A 17,658-nucleotide genomic window follows, 5' to 3' on the forward strand; every position below is an offset into this window, starting at 1 on the left:
GGGCTTTCAATCCGAACCCCTATGATCAAAAAATTTGCTCTTGCAGCGTTGCTGGCCGCCGGATCGGCGTTTTCAGCTGCTGCGCAAGACGCTCCTTCCTGGATGCGTTACCCGGCCATCTCGCCCGATGGCAAAACCATTGTGTTCACGTACAAAGGTGACCTCTATACCGTACCCGCGGCAGGTGGCACTGCTACGCCGCTCACGGTGCACGAGGCGCACGACTTTATGCCGGTATGGAGCCACGATGGCAAGTCCATTGCTTTTGCCAGCGACCGCTATGGCAACTTCGATATTTTTGTGATGCCGGCCACTGGTGGTGCCGCCCAGCGCATCACCTTCCACTCGGCGCACGAGTATCCCTACGAATTCAGCCACGACAACAAGACGGTATACTTTGGCTCTACCCGCCATGATGCTGCCAGCAACCGACAGTTCCCGACGGCCTACCAGCCGGAACTGTACCAGGTGGCCGTATCGGGTGGCCGCGTGAAGCAGGTACTGACAACGCCGGCTGAAGAAGTAAAACTGAGCCACGATGGCAGCAAGATGCTGTACCAGGACCGCAAAGGCGGCGAGAACCAGTGGCGCAAGCACCATGTGTCTTCCGTTACGCGCGACATCTGGACCTACGACACCAAAACAGGCAAGCATACCAAACTGACGACCTACGAAGGCGAGGATCGCAGCCCGGTGTTTGCCGACAACGACAAAACGATCTACTACCTGAGCGAGGCGAGCGGCACCCTGAACGTGCACAAAATGGCCGCGCAGGGTCCTGCCAAATCAGAGCAAGTGACGAGTTTCGAAAAGCACCCGGTTCGATTCCTGACTGCCGCCAACGACGGAACACTCAGCTTTAGCCAAAATGGTGAGCTCTATACCAAAAAGCCAAACGGACAGGCGCAGAAAGTAAACATCCACATCGCTACAGATGCCAAAACGAACAACGAAAGCATCCTGAAAGTGAATGGTGGCATCAGCGGGCTGGCCGTGTCGCCGAATGGCAAAGAGGTGGCCTTCATTTACCGCGGAGAGGTTTTCGTGAGCGCTGTGGAAGGTTCTGTGACCAAGCGCATTACCAATACGCCGGAGCAGGAGCGTAGCGTGAGCTTCTCACCGGATGGCAAGTCGTTGCTTTATGCCAGCGAGCGCGGCAAAAACTGGAAGATCTATAAGACGGATATCGTACGCCAGGAGGAGCCCTATTTCTACGCCTCTACCCTGCTGAAGGAGACCCCGCTGATCGAAAACGAAAAGGAGAACTATGACCCGCAGTTTTCACCGGACGGCAAAGAGGTCGCCTTCCTCGAGGACCGGGTTACCCTGAAAGTACTCAACTTAGCCAGCAAGCAGGTGCGCACGCTGCTCAACACAAACGAGCTGTTCTCGATGCGCGACAACGACCAGTACTTCACCTGGAGCCCGGACAGCAAGTGGATCTTGTTTGAGTACTCGGAGCCCGGCTTTGCCAATGGCGAAGTGGGCATCATTGCGGCGGACGGCAAAGGCAAAAAGATCAACCTGACCGAAAGCGGTTACAATGACTTTGCCCCGAAATGGATGATGGGCGGCGAAATGATGATCTGGAGCAGCACCCGCGACGGCATGCGTAGCCAGGCCAACAGCGGCGGCTCACAGGCCGACGTTTACGCCCTCTTCCTGACACAGGACGCCTTTGACAAGTACAGACTGAGCAAGGAGGACTATACCTTGTTGAAGGAGCAGGAAGAAAAACTTGCCAAGGAAAAAGAGAAAGCCCAAGAGCAGGAGAAAAATAAAAAGAAAGCCAAGAAGGACGAGCCGAAGATAGAGGAGTTTAAGATTGACTGGGATGGCCTGACCAACCGCAAAGCCAAACTCACGCTGCACTCTTCCAGCCTGTCCGACGCCCTGGTGTCGAAAGATGGCGAGACGCTCTACTACCTGGCCAAGTTCGAGAAAGGCTTTAACCTGTGGTCGACGAACCTGCGCAGCAAAGAGACCAAAATGCTGGTGTCGCTCAATGCCAACCGTGCCCGCATGGTGTGGGACAAAGAACAGAAGAACCTGTTCCTGGAATCGGATGGCAAGATCGTGAAGCTCGACCCGAGCAACAGTAAGCAGGAGACCGTGAAAGTGGACGGAGAGATGAACCTGGACATGGCGGCAGAGCGTGCCTTTATGTTTGAGCACGTATGGCGCCGCACCAAGCAGACCTTCTATACGGCCAACCTGCACGGCACCAAGTGGGACGAACTGAAAGCAGACTACGAAGCCTACTTGCCGCACATCAGCAACGAACATGAATTCACTGAAATGCTGAGCGAACTGCTGGGTGAGTTGAACGTGTCGCACTCCGGTGCCAGCTACAGCAAAAACGACCCGAACGGCGACGCCACGGCCTCCCTCGGCATCTTCTACGACCAGACCCATACCGGCAACGGCATCAAGCTGGATGAAGTGATTGTAGGCGGTCCGCTCGACAAAGCCGGTTTAAACCTGAAACCAGGTATGGTGATTGAGAAAATCGACGGCGAAACGATTACCCCAGACAAAGACCTGGCGCAGTTCCTGAACCGCAAAGCGGGCAAGAACACCCTCTTGACGGTAGTGGATGGCAAAAACCGCCGGGACATCACAGTGAAGCCAATTGCGCAAAACGAGGAGAACCCGTTGCTCTACAAACGCTGGGTGCGCCGCAATGCCGAAGAGGTGGACCGCCTGAGCAACGGCCAGCTGGGTTATGTGCACATACCGGGCATGAACGACCCAAGCTACCGCACCGTGTACGAAGAAGTGATGGGCAAATACGCCAACCGCAAAGGCATGGTAGTGGACACCCGCAACAACGGCGGCGGTGACCTGGTCGCCGACCTAGCCATGTTCCTGAGCGGCCAGAAGTTCCTGGACTACACCACCGACACCCGCTCGACCGGCTTTGAGCCATCCTTCCGCTGGACCAAGCCGAGCATCGCGCTGGCCAACGAAGCCAACTACAGCGACGGCCACTGCTTCGCCTACAGCTACATCGACCTGAAACTGGGCAAGCTGGTCGGTATGCCGGTGCCGGGTACCTGTACCTTTGGCGGTTGGGAAATGCTACAGAATGGCAACGTGCGTTGGGGTGTGCCACCGCTGGGCGTAAAAGACATCAAAGGCCAATACCTGGAGAACCTGCAGACAGAACCGGATGTGTTGGTAGCCAACGAATACGAGCTGGTAAGCAAAGGCAAAGACCAGCAGTTGGAAGCAGCCGTGCGCGAACTGCTGAAAGACATCGAAGCACAGGGGCAGGCGCAGAAATAAGACTCCCCTACTTTACAAACAAAAAGCCCCGGCCATCGTCGGGGCTTTTTGTTTGTAACTGGCTCCGGTGTGGGCCTAGCAGTTCAGGTATACACTGAGAGCATTGAATCACTTGCTATACCTGATAAATGTAAAACGCCATTATTAACTTAACATAACATAGCAACTAAAAAACACTGCTATACCTCAGGCGGGGTGCACATCCAACTCCTTGATTTCATTTTTATAAGCTGGCGGAAGGATGAGTGCTTTGATCAGCCAATCGGCATTCAGGTGCCGGCTTAGCTTATACACGCGCAGGACAGGCTGCAATGCCGACCATTTGCCAAAGCCCAACTGCTCGCGAACAGTAGTTGGTACGATCAGCTTCTGCCCTTCCAGCAGCAGTTTATACCTGATCGGCCCCAGGTGCTTGCGGTATTGCCTGTAGAGATCGGTGGTAAAGCTGCTTGGGGCCAGATTCTCCGCTAAGTGCTGCTGCCGCATCTGCAGCCAGGCTTGGTAGTTGTCGGGCAGGCCCGTCAGGCCCATGCGGGAGCCTACCCGCCAGAACACCTCAAACACGCTTTCCTTCTCAGCTTCAGTTAGTGCACGCTCCAGCAGTTCAAAGGAGCGGATGGAGTAGTCGATGAGCATGAACAGCACATCGCGGTAGGCCCAGTCAGGTATAGCCATGCCACGCTTCGCTTCTACACCGGCGTGTATCTTGGCCATGGTATCGATTGCTTTGTGGGCTCCTTCCCTGCTCGAAAACACGATTTGGCGCGCATAGCCTACCGTCGAGAACAGGCGGCCCAGCGGGTCGGACGGAAGGCGGCCGGTGAAGTAGAGCCAGTCCACCGCCTTGTTGAGGGCAAATTCGGCGGAGGCGCCTGCAAAGATGAAGAGGATGGTGTCGCCCTTTCCCCAAATCTCGCGCACCACACTGCCTTGTTTCACAAAATAGTCCATGGAAAGAGAACAAAGGCAAAGGTTAAAATGTGCTGATCGGGCTGCTGTTTTGGCATTTTGTTGGTCAAGCTTACGCCTTTAAAGTATATACAACTGATCTTCAGTTACATAAATAAATCAATATATTTATTTATGAAGACAAGACTTGCACGCTAAATTTTTTTGTGCTTATCTTTAGGTTCAACTTTTAGCCAAATTGAACCCCGCTTAGCCTGCCCGTACACTCTGGGACGGGCTAAGCGGATTTCTTTTTATGATCAACTACAATCCCAAAGACTGGTTTGTTTTCATCTTCCGCTTCTCGAAAGCGGACACTTTCCGGAAGCTGCTGCCGCTTATGTTCGGCGTGGGTGTCTATGCCGGTATAGTGGCTTACGTAGAGCTGAATTTTCTGCATCTTTCTGAAACGCAGTACATCCGCAACGTCGGGATGATGCACAGCGTGCTGGGCTTCGTGATTTCCCTGCTGCTGGTGTTCAGAACCAACACGGCATACGACCGCTGGTGGGAAGGCCGCAAAATATGGGGCGGCATTACCAACAGCTCCCGCAACCTGGCCATCAAGCTGCAGGCCATCGCCACCGACAAAGAGGACCGGCGCTTTTTCAGGCTGATGGTTCCGAACTACGCCTTTGCCACTAAGTGCCTGCTGCGCGAGAATGAGGACTTCCATGAACTGGACCCTGTACTGGATCTGAAAAAAGAGAAGCACCTGCCCAACCAGGTTGCCACCGCCATGTACGGCCGCCTGAATACCATGTATACCCAGGGCCGGATTGACATGCCCCAAATGCTGGTGCTCAACGAAGAACTGAGGGCCTTGACGGAACATTGCGGCGCCTGCGAGCGCATTAAAAACACCCCTATACCTTATACCTACAGCGTCTTTATCAAGAAGTTCATTTTCTTTTATGTCATGACCCTGCCCTTTGGCTGGGTTTTCAGCCTGAGCTACTATGTGATACCAGTGGTGATCCTGATCCTGTATGCGCTGGCCAGCCTGGAGCTGATTGCAGAGGAAATTGAAAACCCGTTCGGCACCGACCCCAACGACCTGCCCGTTGACCAGATCTGCCACAACATACGCAAGCACGTAAGCGAAGTGCTCGCTTAAAAGACAAGCTTTTCAGCTGCAGGTATAGCACCGGGCCAGCCGTCTATACCTTATCTTTGGGAATAATGAACACGCCTATGCAACCCGACTCCTCCATGCTCACAGAGCTGGTTCGTATGAAAATGCCTTTCGGCAAATACAAAGACACGGTGCTGTGCTACCTGCCGGTCTCATACCTGGAGTGGTTTGCCCGCGAAGGTTTTCCGCCTGGCAAGCTTGGCATGCTACTGGCCACGCTTTACGAGATCAAGATCAATGGGCTGGATTATCTGCTGGAGCCACTCAAGCGCCAGGCCCGGCAGCGCTGAGGCTATACCTAGCGCAACTCGTCGAAGCTGTACTTGGCGTCGCTCCAGAAGGCGTCGAGGGCAATAATGCGGGGTTTGAAAAAAGAGATCAGCGCGGGCCAGTCGTCCTGGTTAAACACGTTTACCCCTCGCAGCTCGGTGTGGATCCGGCTTATTTCTTTTCCGTATTCGTCTGTGGTGTACAGGTCCCAGGTCCACTCCTCGCCTACTGTGCCGTGCAGCAACTCCCTCAGGGCCTCAAACTGCTCAAAAAACATCTGCTGAATTTCCGGGTCTGGTTGCGTCATCTCGATGGCGATGGAGGCCAGTTTCTTGTCAGCCTGCATCCGGAAGTACACGTTCTTCAGGCCGGTCTTGTAATTGATCCAATTGGTGGGCATACCTTCTGCTGATAGCACTGGGGCCATGTATTGCCCGAATGCCGTCCAGAATGCCTGCTTTAGTTTTGATGCCTGTTCGCGTGTATACATACCGTAAAATTGGTGATTGCCCGGGTAATTAGCAAAGTATACGATTGGGCTAAGGGGCATGCGCGGCAGGCATGGAGGCTGCAGGCCGATGCTTTCAGAAGGAGCAAGGATAGCACACAGGGACTATTCACACCTGCTAGTACTCCTTTACAAATGGGGCTTGGTAGTACAGGAAAGGCTCTTTCCGCAACTTAAAAATTGTATTATCGTTGCTTGTTACATATTCAGCCTCTGCCATATACCTGCCCAATTGGTTGAGAAACAGAGGCCTAAAAAGACAAAACGATGAGAAAGAAAATCATATCCGGATTAGTGGCGTCTGTGTTCCTGATCAGCAGCTCCTGCCAGACCAACCCGGTAACGGGCAAAAAAGACGTCATGTTCATGTCGGAGAGCCAGGAGATTGCACTCGGCAAGGAAGCGGACCCTCAGATTGTGGCGCAGTTTGGACTATACGAAGACCCGAACCTACAGCGCTTTATCAACGAAAAAGGCCAGCAAATGGCTAAGATCTCGCACCGCAACAACCTCAACTACGAGTTCAAGATCGTGGACTCACCTGTGATCAACGCCTTTGCCGTGCCGGGCGGTTACGTTTATTTCACGCGTGGCATTATGGCCCACTTCAACAACGAGGCGCAGTTTGCCGGGGTGCTCGGCCACGAAATCGGCCACATCACAGCGCGGCACTCGGCACAGCAGCAAAGCAAGTCCATTCTGGCGCAGGGCGGCCTGCTGCTCGGCATGATCCTGTCGCCTACCATCGCACAGTACGGCCAGGAAGTGTCGCAGGGACTCGGCCTGCTGATGCTCAAGTATAGCCGCGACGCAGAGCGGGAATCGGACAAGCTGGGCGTGGAGTACTCGACCAAGATCGGCTACGACGCCTCCGAAATGGCTGATTTTTTCACCACGTTGCAGCGCAAGCAGGAGGAAGGTGGACAGGCGATTCCCTCTCTCCTTTCATCACACCCCGATCCGGGCGACCGCTACAATACCGTACACCAGCTGGCAGATGAAGAGCAAAGAAAGCAGAACCTGACCGACCCCAAAGTGGGCCGCAACAGCTACCTGAAAATGATCGACGGCATGATCTACGGCGAGGATCCGAAGCAGGGCTTTGTTGAGAACAGCGTGTTCTACCATCCTGAGCTGAAGTTCCAGTTCACGATACCGACCAACTGGGGCTACCAGAACACCCCGCAGCAAGTGCAGATGGGTCCGAAGGACGGAAGTGCCGTGATGGGGCTGACCCTGGTACCAGGTAACAGTCTGCAGGAAGCTGCCCAGCAATCGCTGCAGAACTACGGCCTGCAGCCTGTTGAAAGCAAGCAGGTAACTGTGAACGGACTGCCCGCCATTGCCGTAGTGGCAGACCCGCAACAACAGCAGCAGCAACAGCAACAGCAGCAACCGTTGCGCACACTCACTTACTTTATCCAGCACGGTGGTAATATTTACAGCCTGATGGGCATTACCACGGTACAGAACTTCAACAACTATTTTCAGGTTTTCAGTGGCAGCATGCAAAGCTTCCAGGTGCTGTCGGACCCGGACAAGCTGAACCGCAAGCCCGAGCGCATCAGCATTGTGACGGTGCCAAAAGCCTCCACACTGGCCCAGGCGCTGCGCAGCCACAACATGCCCGACAACCGCCACAACGAACTGGCCGTGCTCAACGGCATGCAGCTAAGCGACCAGCTACCAGGCGGCACGCTGATCAAAGTCGTGAAAAAATAGGGATAATAACTCCACAAAAAAGCCCTGCCTCCATTTCAGGAAGCAGGGTTTTTTATATTACGCTATACCTGTTGTTCTATCGCCTATTCGTTTACCTTGAGCAGTTTGTGTACCGACTTTTTGCCGCCCTGCTCTACCTGCATGTAGTACAGGCCAGCTGGCACCCGCTGCAGCCTTAGCTGCTCCTGGTGGCTTTGCTGGTGCTTGAGAAAACGAACCTGCTGCAAGGATCGACCCGTCATATCCACTAGCTGCACCTGCACCGGCCCACGGTAATCGCTTTCCAGGTGCAGCAAGGTGGCTTCCTGCAAGGGGTTAGGGTATACGGATACGCCTCGTTCGGCCAGTTCTTCCTCCGCTGAGAGCACCAGCCCCTGCCAGGGCACTAGACCAGGTTGCGGCGTGGTGAGCTTTTTAGTAGTGTAAATGTGAAACTCGCCTGGCTGCAGTTCCATGACCTGACCCGGGTCCTCAATCTTGTTTTCGCGACCGGTAAAGTAGTCGTACCAAACACCGGTCGCCGGGAAATTAGTGTTCACCTGCTGCGCCCGCACGTCAAAATTACCAACTATGAACACATTCATGTCGTCATGGAAGAGGAAGATGCGCTTCACCTGGCCATTTAACTGCAGCTCGAAATCATCGGTTGTGAAGGCCGGTTCGCTTTGTTTGAGTTTGATCAGTTCCGCGTATACCTGGTACAGTTTCTGGCGGTCCGGCTGCTGCTGGTACTCCCACCGGATCGGCTTTTGGCCGGTGCGCCCATTCTGATCGATGGACACGTCATAGCCCAGCTCTCCGAACTGCCAGATCATCTTCGGACCCGGTATAGGCAGGAAAAAGGCAGCCGCCAGTTTAGCACGGTTGAGGGCCGTGGCCAGCGTGCGGGTGTTGTAGCTGCCGTTCCGGTTGCCGTTGGTGAGCACATCGTACAGAATGCGCTCCTCGTCGTGGCTTTCCATGTAGCCAATCAGGTAGGGTTGCTCCCACTCCCGTACTTTGTAAGAAATCCCTTGTGGGTTGGCCTGTACGCCTTTGGCCAGGTTGCGGTAGTCGTGGTTGTGGTTGCCCCAGAACAGCATGCCGTAGTTAGCCAGCTCCTTTTCTTCCTGGTTATCGGCAAAGTGCTCCAGTATGACATAGGCCGTTTCGTCGTAGCTCCTGATTTCGTCGTAAATGCGCTTCCAGGTGGCCACGCGGCTGGCATCGTAGGCGCTCCAGGCATTCACGTTATCACTGGTGTTTTTCTGAGTGAACCCTTTAGACAGGTCGAAGCGATAGCCGTCTATGTTGTATTCTTCCAGCCAATGGCGGTTCACGCGCTCCACCAGTGCTTTGGTAGCTTCGCTCTCGTGGTTGAAATCAAAAAACACACTAAAAGGATGCGTGGCCCGCTGGTTGAAGAACGGATTGTCGGTTGCCGGCTGGTTGCCGTCCCAGTACATTTTCACATAAGGGTATTCGTAGTCGGCCTGGTTGAGCACAATGTCCAGAATCACGGCGATGCCCATTTCGTGTGCCTTGTCGATGAAAGCCTTCAGGTCGTTTTTGGTGCCGTAAGCTTTGTCGGGCGCAAAAAAGAAGATCGGGTTATAGCCCCAGGAGTCGTTACCGGAGAACTCCATCACCGGCATCAGCTCAATGGCATTCACGCCAAGGCGCTTCAGGTAGGTGAGCGTATCGGCCAGCACCTTGTAGTTGCGGGCCTCGATGAAATCGCGCACATGCAGCTCGTAGATCACCAGGTTCGCCGGGTCCGGGCGCTCAAAATCCGTCACTTCCCAGGTATAGACAGGCTGGTTTGTCTGCAGGATCGACACGATGCCCTCTGCGCCTGCCGGGTAGGCCTTCAGGTTAGGGTAGGTACTACCCGGTATGTACTGGTCCATGGCCGGGTCCAGAATCTTTTCGGTGTAGGGGTCGGCCACGGCCAGGGTGCCATCTACCAGGTACTGATAGGCCACCTCCTGCCCGGCTGGCAGATTGCTCAATTCAATCCAGTAGCGGTTGCCGTCGGGACTGCGCTTCATCAGGTATTCCGGTGAAGTCTGCCAGTTGTTAAACTCTCCGATGGCGTAAACAAAACGCTTGTGCGGGGCATAGAGGACGAGCACAGCACTGGTGGCGCCGGTATAGTTCACGCCGTCCCGCATACCAGCCGGAAGCGCTGCCACCACCGGCTGGGGCCTTACCTGAAACGTGAAGCTTTCGGAAGCAGTCTCCTGGCCCAACTTTGCTTCGATGGTAACGGTGCGCATCATCCCTTGCTGGTTTCCGGCATTGATGTTCGTCTGTATCTCATCGGTGTTGCTGGCACTGTAAACAACGGTGTTGTCCAGCTTCACTGTTACATTGGCTTTGGCAGAAACAACAGCCCGCACAGGTATAGCAGTATTGGCCTCCACAAAAAAGTTGCGCTGTTGCGGTTCGCGCAAAGCCACTTGCAGGCTTGCGTCATACAGCTGAATGATGAAGTCCTCTGTTTGGGCAGTGCCGTTGCCATTTTTGAGCAGCAGGCCCATTTTGTCGATGGTCTGCCCGGCCGGTACGCCGTAGTAAGTGCGTGGCGTGAGCTTGATCTGCCAGCGGTCGTTGCCGAGTGAGGTCATTTTGCCCGGCGTAAAAGGCTGGTTGAAATTCGTTTGACCGGCCGGCTGGTACTGAAAGGCATTGCTGTTGCCCACCACGCCCGCACCCGACCACAGGTATACATCGTCCGTTTTGCCCAGCAGTCCGGCCGCCCGGCCGTCTTTAGCTTGCTTCAGGTCGAAAATGAGTGTAATTTCCTGATCGCCGTTCGGAAATTCAGGTATGGTTTGGACAACTTGTGCCTTTGCCTGCCAGGCTATACCTAACAGAAAAACAACGAGCACCAGAAAACGGGAGAAGTAATGGTTTGCCATAAAGGAACAGGGTAAGTGGTAGGGATTTAACTTGCTGGCCGAAAACACAAAGCAATGGGTACAGGTTATACCTTGGGATGAAAACCTGGCTCCGGCACCGCCTTACATGTTATAACACCAGATATGATTGCATATTTTTCAGTGCCTAAAGGTATGATTTCAAATTAAATTCTAATATAATTGTTGTACTCCGTTTCTAAAACGGTGCAATCGCGCATGGACGAGCAGGAAATTTGGGGCAGGTTTAAAGCAGGAAGCGAGGATGACTTTTCGCTGCTGTACCATCATTTTGCTCCCATGATGCTGCGCTACGGCAACCGGATCACACCCGACAAAGAGCTTATACGCGATTGTTTGCAGCAGGTGTTCTTTTCGCTCTGGAAAGGTCGCGCCACGGTCGGCACCCCTACCAACGTGCAGCACTACCTGCTCAAAGCCATCCGGAACGAGATCATCAAACGAGGCAACCGCGACAAAGTGCACGAGGAGCTGCCCGAAGATTACCACTCCGAACTCGAGGATTCGCACGAACAGACCCTGATTCAGCTGCAGACGGCCGAACTGACCCGCCAGCGAATCGCACACCTCCTCTCGCAGCTTCCGGCACGGCAACGGGAGGTTATTTTCCTGAAATACTACGCCAATCTCAAATACGACGAGATCGCCGCCATCATGGACATCGGCCAGGACTCTGTTTACAAAACCACTTACAAGGCCATTGCACGTTTGCAGCAGTTGCTCCACAACAGCACCCTCCTCCTATTGGCCCTTTTCTTTTAGCAGCTATCTATCCAGCTTGCTTTCAAGCATTTACAAATCATGTAATTTTTTTTCTAAAACAAGGGATAATTTTTGAAGGATCGGGCTCTTGTATATAGCGTGTGCCTATACGCTGAAACCGCAACCCATAGTGATGCCCGACATGAACCACGAAACAGCCACTGCAACCGAACTGGCAGCCGACCATGACTTTATACAATGGATCAAATATCCTACGCAGGAAAGCACCCTGTACTGGACCCAGTTTGCAGCGCAGCATCCTGACAAGGCTCCCCAGTTGGCGGAGGCGCGTCGGCTGGTGTTGCTGCTATCGCAGGAGCAGGCCGAGGACCGTAGTTGCGACGAAGATGCCGCACTGGTTTGGGCGCACCTGCAGGATGCGGTACGGCAGGACCGGGAGCGCGGCGCAGCGGGCGGACCGGTATTTGCGCTTTGGGGCTACTCCCGCAAAACCTGGTTGTCTGCCGCAGCGGTCATCCTGGTTCTGCTCGCTTCAGTAGCCCTGCTCTTCAACCTCAATAACTCAAAACCAGTCACTTACGCCACTGCATTCGGAGAGAAGCGCATTATCCAACTTCCTGACAATTCCGTAGTAGTACTTAACGCCAATTCCAGTATAACTATTCCTGAAAAGTGGAATACTGACGCGCCCCGAAGTGTGCAATTGCAGGGAGAGGCTTTCTTTACGGTAACACAGCAGGCTAACGGACAGCAGTTTATCGTGAGGACCAGCAAAGGCACTGAAATAAACGTACTGGGAACGGAATTTAACGTATACGACCGCGGCCTGGAAGACCGGGTAGTGCTGGCGAGTGGCAAAGTAAGGCTGAGCACCATCCAGAACGGTGAGACCAGGCAGATGGAGATGCAGCCCGGCGACCTTATAACAGTATCTGCAGCAAACGGCCTTAGCCACCGGCGCGTAGACCCGAGCCTTTACACGTCCTGGCAGCACAACCAGGTCTATTTTGACAATTATACGCTCCGTGAGGTGGGTTCGCTGATCGAGGAGCAATACGGCTACAAGGTAGAATTCAGTGGCTCGGAGCTATCCGGCCAGCGCATTACCGCCTTCCTGGAAGTAAAACGCCCGGAGGACATCCTGAATACGCTGGCAGAGACCTTTGATCTGAAAATTACTCAACAAGAAAACACTATTAACATAAGCTCACTATAAATTAACCTCTTATTCTATGTCAAATAAATCTACTAAGAGACTAGGTTCCCTTGGCTTGGCAGTAGCCCTGTGCTGCTTTCAGGTACCGGGCACCGCTCAGGGGTATCCGGGCCCGGGTCCGAACCTTGCAGTGAACCACACCTCCGGACAGGCCCTGACGGCGAAGTCGCTCAAGGATTTGCTCAACGATCTCAAAAACACACACGGCATACAGTTCTCGTACCAGGCCAGTCTGGCCGATGACCTGCAACTGATTGTGCAGGAGCCGAAAAGCGGTGTGCAGAATGTGGATGAATTCCTGGGCACCACGCTGGCCAGCAATAACCTCGCTTACAAAAAAGTGCGGGGAGTATACATTATTTCGAAAGCCGCCCAGCCCGCTCCTGCCACAACTACCGCCGCTGCTATACCCAGCCCATCTGCCAAAGTACGGCAGGACCAGGCCGTGAGCGGACGTGTAACAGATGAAAACGGAAGCGCCCTGCCCGGCGTGACAGTTGTACTGAAAGGCACCACACGCGGCACAGCCACCAATGCCAATGGCGAGTTTACACTGCCTGCGCCAGCCGAGGGCGGTACCTTGGTTTTCTCTTACATCGGTTATGCTACCCAGGAGGTTGTGATCGGTGGCCAGACGAACATTTCCATAACCATGCGCACTGATGCCCGCGCACTGCAGGAAGTAGTGGTGGTAGGCTATGGTACCCAGGAGCGAAAAGACGTGACAGGTGCTGTTACCACCATCTCAGAAGAAGATTTCCAGGATGGACAGGTAACCACTGCCGAACAGCTCATTACTGGTAAGGTAGCCGGTGTGCAGATCACCTCAAACGGTGGGGCGCCTGGTGCGGGTAGCCGTATCCGTATACGTGGTGGCGCCTCCCTGAACGCCAGCAACGACCCGCTCATCGTAATCGACGGTGTGCCCATCGACAACCAGACCATTGCCGGTTCTGCCAATCCGCTAAACTTCATCAACCCGGATGACATCGCTTCGATGAACATCCTGAAAGACGCTTCTGCGACAGCCATCTACGGCTCACGTGCCTCCAACGGTGTGATCATCATTACAACCAAAAGAGGCCAGACTGGTCAGAAAACACGCGTTAACTTCAGCACCCTGCACTCCCTCTCCACCAACACCAAGCAGGTGGACGTGATGGACGCCGATGAGTTCAGGAGAACAGTAATAGCTCGTGGCAACCAGGAGCAGATCAACCTGTTGGGCACTGAAAATACCAACTGGCAGGATCAGATTTACCGCAACGCCTACACCACCGATAACAACGTGAGTGTGAGTGGTGCAGTGAAGGAACTGCCTTACCGTGTGTCGCTAGGTTACCTCAACCAGGACGGTGTGCTCAAGACCTCTAGCTTTGAGCGCGTAACAGGTAGTATCAAACTGACCCCTACTTTCCTGGACAACCACCTGAGCGTGGATGTGAACTGGAAAGGTGCCCTGACCAACAGCCGCTTTGCGGAGGAGGGTGCCATAGGCGCCGCCGTTGGCTTCGACCCGACGCAGCCGGTTTATTCCGAGAACAATTTCGGAGGCTATTTCGAGTGGCTCGACCCAACAGACAGAAGACCGATCACGATTGCCACCCGCAACCCGCTTAGTATGCTGGAGCAGCGTCGCAATGAGGGCGAGGCCCGTCGTAGCATTGGCAACATACAGCTCGACTACAAATTCCACTTCCTGCCGGAGCTGCGTGCTAACCTGAACGTGGGCTACGACAAGTCTGACAGCGAGGGCAATAACAATGCGCCTGTTACACTGGCATCGGAGTCGTTTGAGGGTGGTTCCTTCCAGCGTTTTGAGGAGAAGCGCACGAACAAACTGCTCGATTACTACATGAACTATACCAACGATTTCGAGGGCCTCCGCAGCCGGATCGACGTGACCGGTGGTTATTCATACCAGGACTGGGTAACAGAGCGCCCGGCCTTCCCGCTGTTGAGAGAAAACGGTGATGTGCGCAGAGCTGCCGCCCCTTTCCCATTCAAAACACAGAATACGCTGGTATCTTTCTTCGGACGCGTGAACTATGCGCTGATGGATCGTTATATTTTAACCGCCACTGTGCGCCGCGACGGTTCTTCCCGCTTCAGAGACGGGCAGAAATGGGGCACTTTCCCATCCCTGGCTTTTGCCTGGAGAATCAACGAGGAGGCTTTTCTGCGTGACAACCCGGTTGTGTCGGACCTGAAACTGCGTGTTGGCTACGGTGTGACCGGTCAGCAGGACGTGGGCAACGACTTCCCATACCTGGCCCGCTATACCTCCAGCGACAGTGCCGCCATGTACCAGATCGGCAACCAATACTATCTGCTGCTTCGCCCGGAAGGATATGATGCGAATCTGAAGTGGGAGGAAACAAAGACCTGGAACGCGGGTATTGACTTTGGTTTCCTGAATAACCGCCTGTACGGTAGCCTCGACGCCTTCCAGCGTAACACAAAAGACCTGCTGAGCGTGGTGCCGGTACCTGCCGGCACGAACCTGACCAACCTGTTGCTCACCAACGTTGGAAGCATCGAAAGCAAGGGTCTGGAGGCTGTGTTGAATTATGTGGTTGTTGACCGGGAGAATTTCACCTGGTCTGTCGGCATCAACGGCTCGGTGATCCGCAACAAGATCACTAAACTGAACACAGTGGATGAAGACAACTCGGTAGGTGTACCGACTGGCGGTATTGCCGGCGCCACGGGCCGTAACATACAGGTGCACACAGTGGGCTACGCTCCGAACACCTTCTATGTGTACAAGCAGGTATATGGCCAGGATGGCCGCCCAATTGAAGGCCTGTATGCTGACCTGAACCAGGACGGCATCATCAACGAGCAGGACAAATACCGCTACAAAAACCCGAATGCACGCCTTTTCTCAGGCTTCAACACACAGCTGAACTACAATAACTGGTCGCTGGGACTGTTGATGCGCGGCAACTTCAACAACTACGTGTACAACAACGTGCATTCCAACACAGGCGCTTACGAAGTAACCTCTGTGAGCAACTGGCTGTCCAACATGTCGCGCAACGTGAACGAGACGGGCTTCAACATCCGCCAGTACGAGTCGGACTACTACATTGAGAATGCCTCTTTTGTGCGCATGGAAAACATCAGCCTGGGCTACAACTTTGGCAGGATCATGAACGATCGTGCGGCCCTGCGCCTGAACGCCAACATTCAGAATGCCTTTGTAATCACCGACTACAAAGGCCTGGACCCAGAGATCGCAAGTGGTATCGACAACAATTTCTATCCAAGACCGCGTGTATTCAGCCTTGGCCTGAACCTTGAACTTTAATTAGCGCAACATCATGACATCAAGATATCTTAAAACCATACTCTGTGCAGGGCTAATGGCCGTGGCTGCTACCTCCTGCGTCAACGACCTCGACAGAGAGCCTTTTTATGAGGCTACTTCGGCAAGCGTTTACCGCGATTTTGCCAATTACAAACCTATTCTGGCTAAACTGTATGCTGGTTTTGCCCTGACAGGCCAGCAAGGCCCTGCCGGACGCCCTGACGTGGGCGGTATCGACGAAGGTGCCTCCAACTATGTGCGCACCTACTGGATGCTGCAGCAGGTGCCGACCGACGAGGCGGTAATCGCCTGGAACGACCCGGGCCTGCCGGCCCTCAATACCCTGACCTGGTCATCGAACAACGACGTGACCACGGCCATGTATTACCGCATTTTTTACCAGATCACGCTGGCAAACGAGTTTATCCGGGAGATGGAAGATGCCAAGCTGGATGAGCGCGGCATTACAGGCGCTAACCTAGAGGAGGCTAAAAAATTCCGTGCGGAAGCCCGCTTTCTGCGCGCCCTCAGCTACTGGCATGCCTTGGATCTGTACGGAAGCGTACCGTTTGTGACCGAGGCAGATTTGATCGGCAAGTTCTTTCCGGAGCAGGCCTCCAGAGCAGAGCTTTTCGCTTACGTAGAGTCTGAGCTGCTGGCCATTGAGAACGAGCTGGCAGGCGCCCGCCAGAATGAATATGGCCGTGCCGATCAGGCCGCTGCCTGGACACTGCTGACCAAATTATACCTGAACGCTCAGGTATACACCAATCAGGAAAAGTATACAGAGGCCATTACGTATGCCTCCAAGGTAATCAACGCTGGCTATACCCTGGAAGCAGATTACGACCACTTGTTCATGACGACGAACCATACCTCGAACGAGATCATTTTCCCGATCGCTTTCGACGGTCTGCGCACACAGTCTTATGGGGGTACGACCTTCCTGACGCACGCCGCCGTGGGGGGTAACATGTCTGCCACGGCCTTTGGTATCGACTCAGGCTGGGGAGGTATACGCTCCACTCCTTCTGTGTATAACCTGTTCTCCAGCACGGCGCTCACTAGCGACGACCGTGCCAACTTCCATACAAGTGGTCAGGAGAAAGAGATCAACACGATTGCCACCTTTACGGATGGTTACCCGATCACGAAGTGGCGCAATACCAACCCTGCCGGTCAGGCTGGTTCCAACCCTACTTTTGTGGACACCGACTTTCCGATGTTCCGACTGGCGGATGTATACCTGATGTATGCAGAGGCTGTGTTGCGTAATGGTTCTGGCGGCGATCGCTCCTTGGCGCTACAGTACGTGAATGCTCTCCGTACGCGTGCCTACAATGGCAGCACGGCAGGTAACATTGCAGCCAACCAGCTGACGCTTGATTTTATACTGGATGAGCGTTCCCGCGAACTGAACTGGGAAGCACACCGCCGTACCGATCTGATCCGCTTTAACCGCTTTACAGGAGACAGCTACCTGTGGGCTTGGAAAGGCGGCATGATGGAAGGCACCAGCGTAGCTGACTTCCGTAGGCTGTATCCGATTCCGGCCAACGACCTGGTGGCAAACCCTAACCTGACACCAACGCCAGGTTATTAATTGATGAGCGG

General features: G+C 54.2%; 11 protein-coding genes. 8 read left to right on the top strand and 3 right to left on the bottom strand.

The annotated features are described in order from the left end of the window. The first annotated feature begins 21 nt into the window (after nt 1-21). Complete coding sequence (locus BD749_RS05050; RefSeq protein WP_101443255.1) at nt 22-3,288, top strand: S41 family peptidase; 3,267 nt, start codon at nt 22-24, stop codon at nt 3,286-3,288. Between the two features lie 186 nt (nt 3,289-3,474). Here the strand turns inward: BD749_RS05050 and BD749_RS05055 are convergent, their stop codons facing one another. Continuing rightward, entirely contained in the window at nt 3,475-4,239 is a 765-nt protein-coding gene (locus BD749_RS05055) for an oxygenase MpaB family protein (RefSeq protein WP_101443256.1), read from the bottom strand. Between the two features lie 253 nt (nt 4,240-4,492). Here BD749_RS05055 and BD749_RS05060 point away from each other — a divergent pair, with 253 nt between their 5' ends. Together BD749_RS05060 and BD749_RS05065 are read left to right on the top strand one after the other, a co-directional pair. Beyond that, entirely contained in the window at nt 4,493-5,353 is an 861-nt protein-coding gene (locus tag BD749_RS05060) for a bestrophin family protein (RefSeq protein WP_101443257.1), read from the top strand. Between the two features lie 65 nt (nt 5,354-5,418). Continuing rightward, nucleotides 5,419-5,661 carry a DUF3820 family protein gene (locus BD749_RS05065; RefSeq protein WP_218972543.1) on the top strand — a complete coding sequence of 81 codons (243 nt, stop codon included), beginning with the start codon at nt 5,419-5,421 and terminating at the stop codon, nt 5,659-5,661. An 8-nt stretch (nt 5,662-5,669) separates the two neighbouring features. Here BD749_RS05065 and BD749_RS05070 read toward each other — a convergent pair whose 3' ends face one another. After that, nucleotides 5,670-6,131 carry a DUF4268 domain-containing protein gene (locus BD749_RS05070; RefSeq protein WP_101443258.1) on the bottom strand — a complete coding sequence of 154 codons (462 nt, stop codon included), beginning with the start codon at nt 6,129-6,131 and terminating at the stop codon, nt 5,670-5,672. 285 nt (nt 6,132-6,416) lie between these two features. Between BD749_RS05070 and BD749_RS05075 the strand changes: the two genes are divergently transcribed. Then, nucleotides 6,417-7,871: a M48 family metalloprotease gene (locus BD749_RS05075; protein WP_101443259.1), complete on the top strand. Its 1,455-nt coding sequence runs from the start codon at nt 6,417-6,419 to the stop codon at nt 7,869-7,871. A gap of 83 nt (nt 7,872-7,954) precedes the next feature. Here the strand turns inward: BD749_RS05075 and BD749_RS05080 are convergent, their stop codons facing one another. Beyond that, entirely contained in the window at nt 7,955-10,774 is a 2,820-nt protein-coding gene (locus tag BD749_RS05080; protein ID WP_101443260.1) for an alpha-amylase family glycosyl hydrolase, read from the bottom strand. 216 nt (nt 10,775-10,990) lie between these two features. On the opposite strand from BD749_RS05080, the gene BD749_RS05085 reads away from it, so the two are divergent. The 4 genes from BD749_RS05085 to BD749_RS05100 all read left to right on the top strand — a co-directional run bounded on the left by BD749_RS05085 (nt 10,991) and on the right by BD749_RS05100 (nt 17,647). Further along, nucleotides 10,991-11,554, top strand: coding sequence for an RNA polymerase sigma factor (locus tag BD749_RS05085; RefSeq protein ID WP_101443261.1), 564 nt, complete (start codon nt 10,991-10,993; stop codon nt 11,552-11,554). 142 nt (nt 11,555-11,696) lie between these two features. Continuing rightward, the gene (locus tag BD749_RS05090; RefSeq protein ID WP_180336317.1) at nt 11,697-12,731 is read left to right on the top strand and encodes a FecR family protein; all 1,035 of its coding nucleotides are present in this window, start codon (nt 11,697-11,699) and stop codon (nt 12,729-12,731) included. 16 nt (nt 12,732-12,747) lie between these two features. Continuing rightward, a complete protein-coding gene (locus BD749_RS05095; protein ID WP_101443263.1) occupies nt 12,748-16,044 on the top strand; it encodes a SusC/RagA family TonB-linked outer membrane protein in 3,297 nt (1,098 codons plus the stop codon). Nucleotides 16,045-16,057: 13 nt separating this feature from the next. Then, entirely contained in the window at nt 16,058-17,647 is a 1,590-nt protein-coding gene (locus tag BD749_RS05100) for a RagB/SusD family nutrient uptake outer membrane protein (protein ID WP_101443264.1), read from the top strand. Nucleotides 17,648-17,658 lie beyond the last annotated feature (11 nt).

This window comes from Pontibacter ramchanderi (assembly GCF_002846395.1).
Taxonomy (GTDB): Bacteria; Bacteroidota; Bacteroidia; order Cytophagales; family Hymenobacteraceae; genus Pontibacter; species Pontibacter ramchanderi.

What these genes read in the sequence shown, in the direction of transcription:
- BD749_RS05100 (WP_101443264.1), top strand. Translation starts at nt 16,058, where the DNA reads ATGACATCAAGATATCTTAAAACCATACTCTGTGCAGGGCTAATGGCC.
- BD749_RS05065 (WP_218972543.1), top strand. Translation starts at nt 5,419, where the DNA reads ATGAACACGCCTATGCAACCCGACTCCTCCATGCTCACAGAGCTGGTT.
- BD749_RS05075 (WP_101443259.1), top strand. Translation starts at nt 6,417, where the DNA reads ATGAGAAAGAAAATCATATCCGGATTAGTGGCGTCTGTGTTCCTGATC.
- BD749_RS05095 (WP_101443263.1), top strand. Translation starts at nt 12,748, where the DNA reads ATGTCAAATAAATCTACTAAGAGACTAGGTTCCCTTGGCTTGGCAGTA.
- BD749_RS05050 (WP_101443255.1), top strand. Translation starts at nt 22, where the DNA reads ATGATCAAAAAATTTGCTCTTGCAGCGTTGCTGGCCGCCGGATCGGCG.
- BD749_RS05055 (WP_101443256.1), bottom strand. Translation starts at nt 4,239, where the DNA reads ATGGACTATTTTGTGAAACAAGGCAGTGTGGTGCGCGAGATTTGGGGA.
- BD749_RS05080 (WP_101443260.1), bottom strand. Translation starts at nt 10,774, where the DNA reads ATGGCAAACCATTACTTCTCCCGTTTTCTGGTGCTCGTTGTTTTTCTG.
- BD749_RS05070 (WP_101443258.1), bottom strand. Translation starts at nt 6,131, where the DNA reads ATGTATACACGCGAACAGGCATCAAAACTAAAGCAGGCATTCTGGACG.
- BD749_RS05090 (WP_180336317.1), top strand. Translation starts at nt 11,697, where the DNA reads ATGAACCACGAAACAGCCACTGCAACCGAACTGGCAGCCGACCATGAC.
- BD749_RS05085 (WP_101443261.1), top strand. Translation starts at nt 10,991, where the DNA reads ATGGACGAGCAGGAAATTTGGGGCAGGTTTAAAGCAGGAAGCGAGGAT.
- BD749_RS05060 (WP_101443257.1), top strand. Translation starts at nt 4,493, where the DNA reads ATGATCAACTACAATCCCAAAGACTGGTTTGTTTTCATCTTCCGCTTC.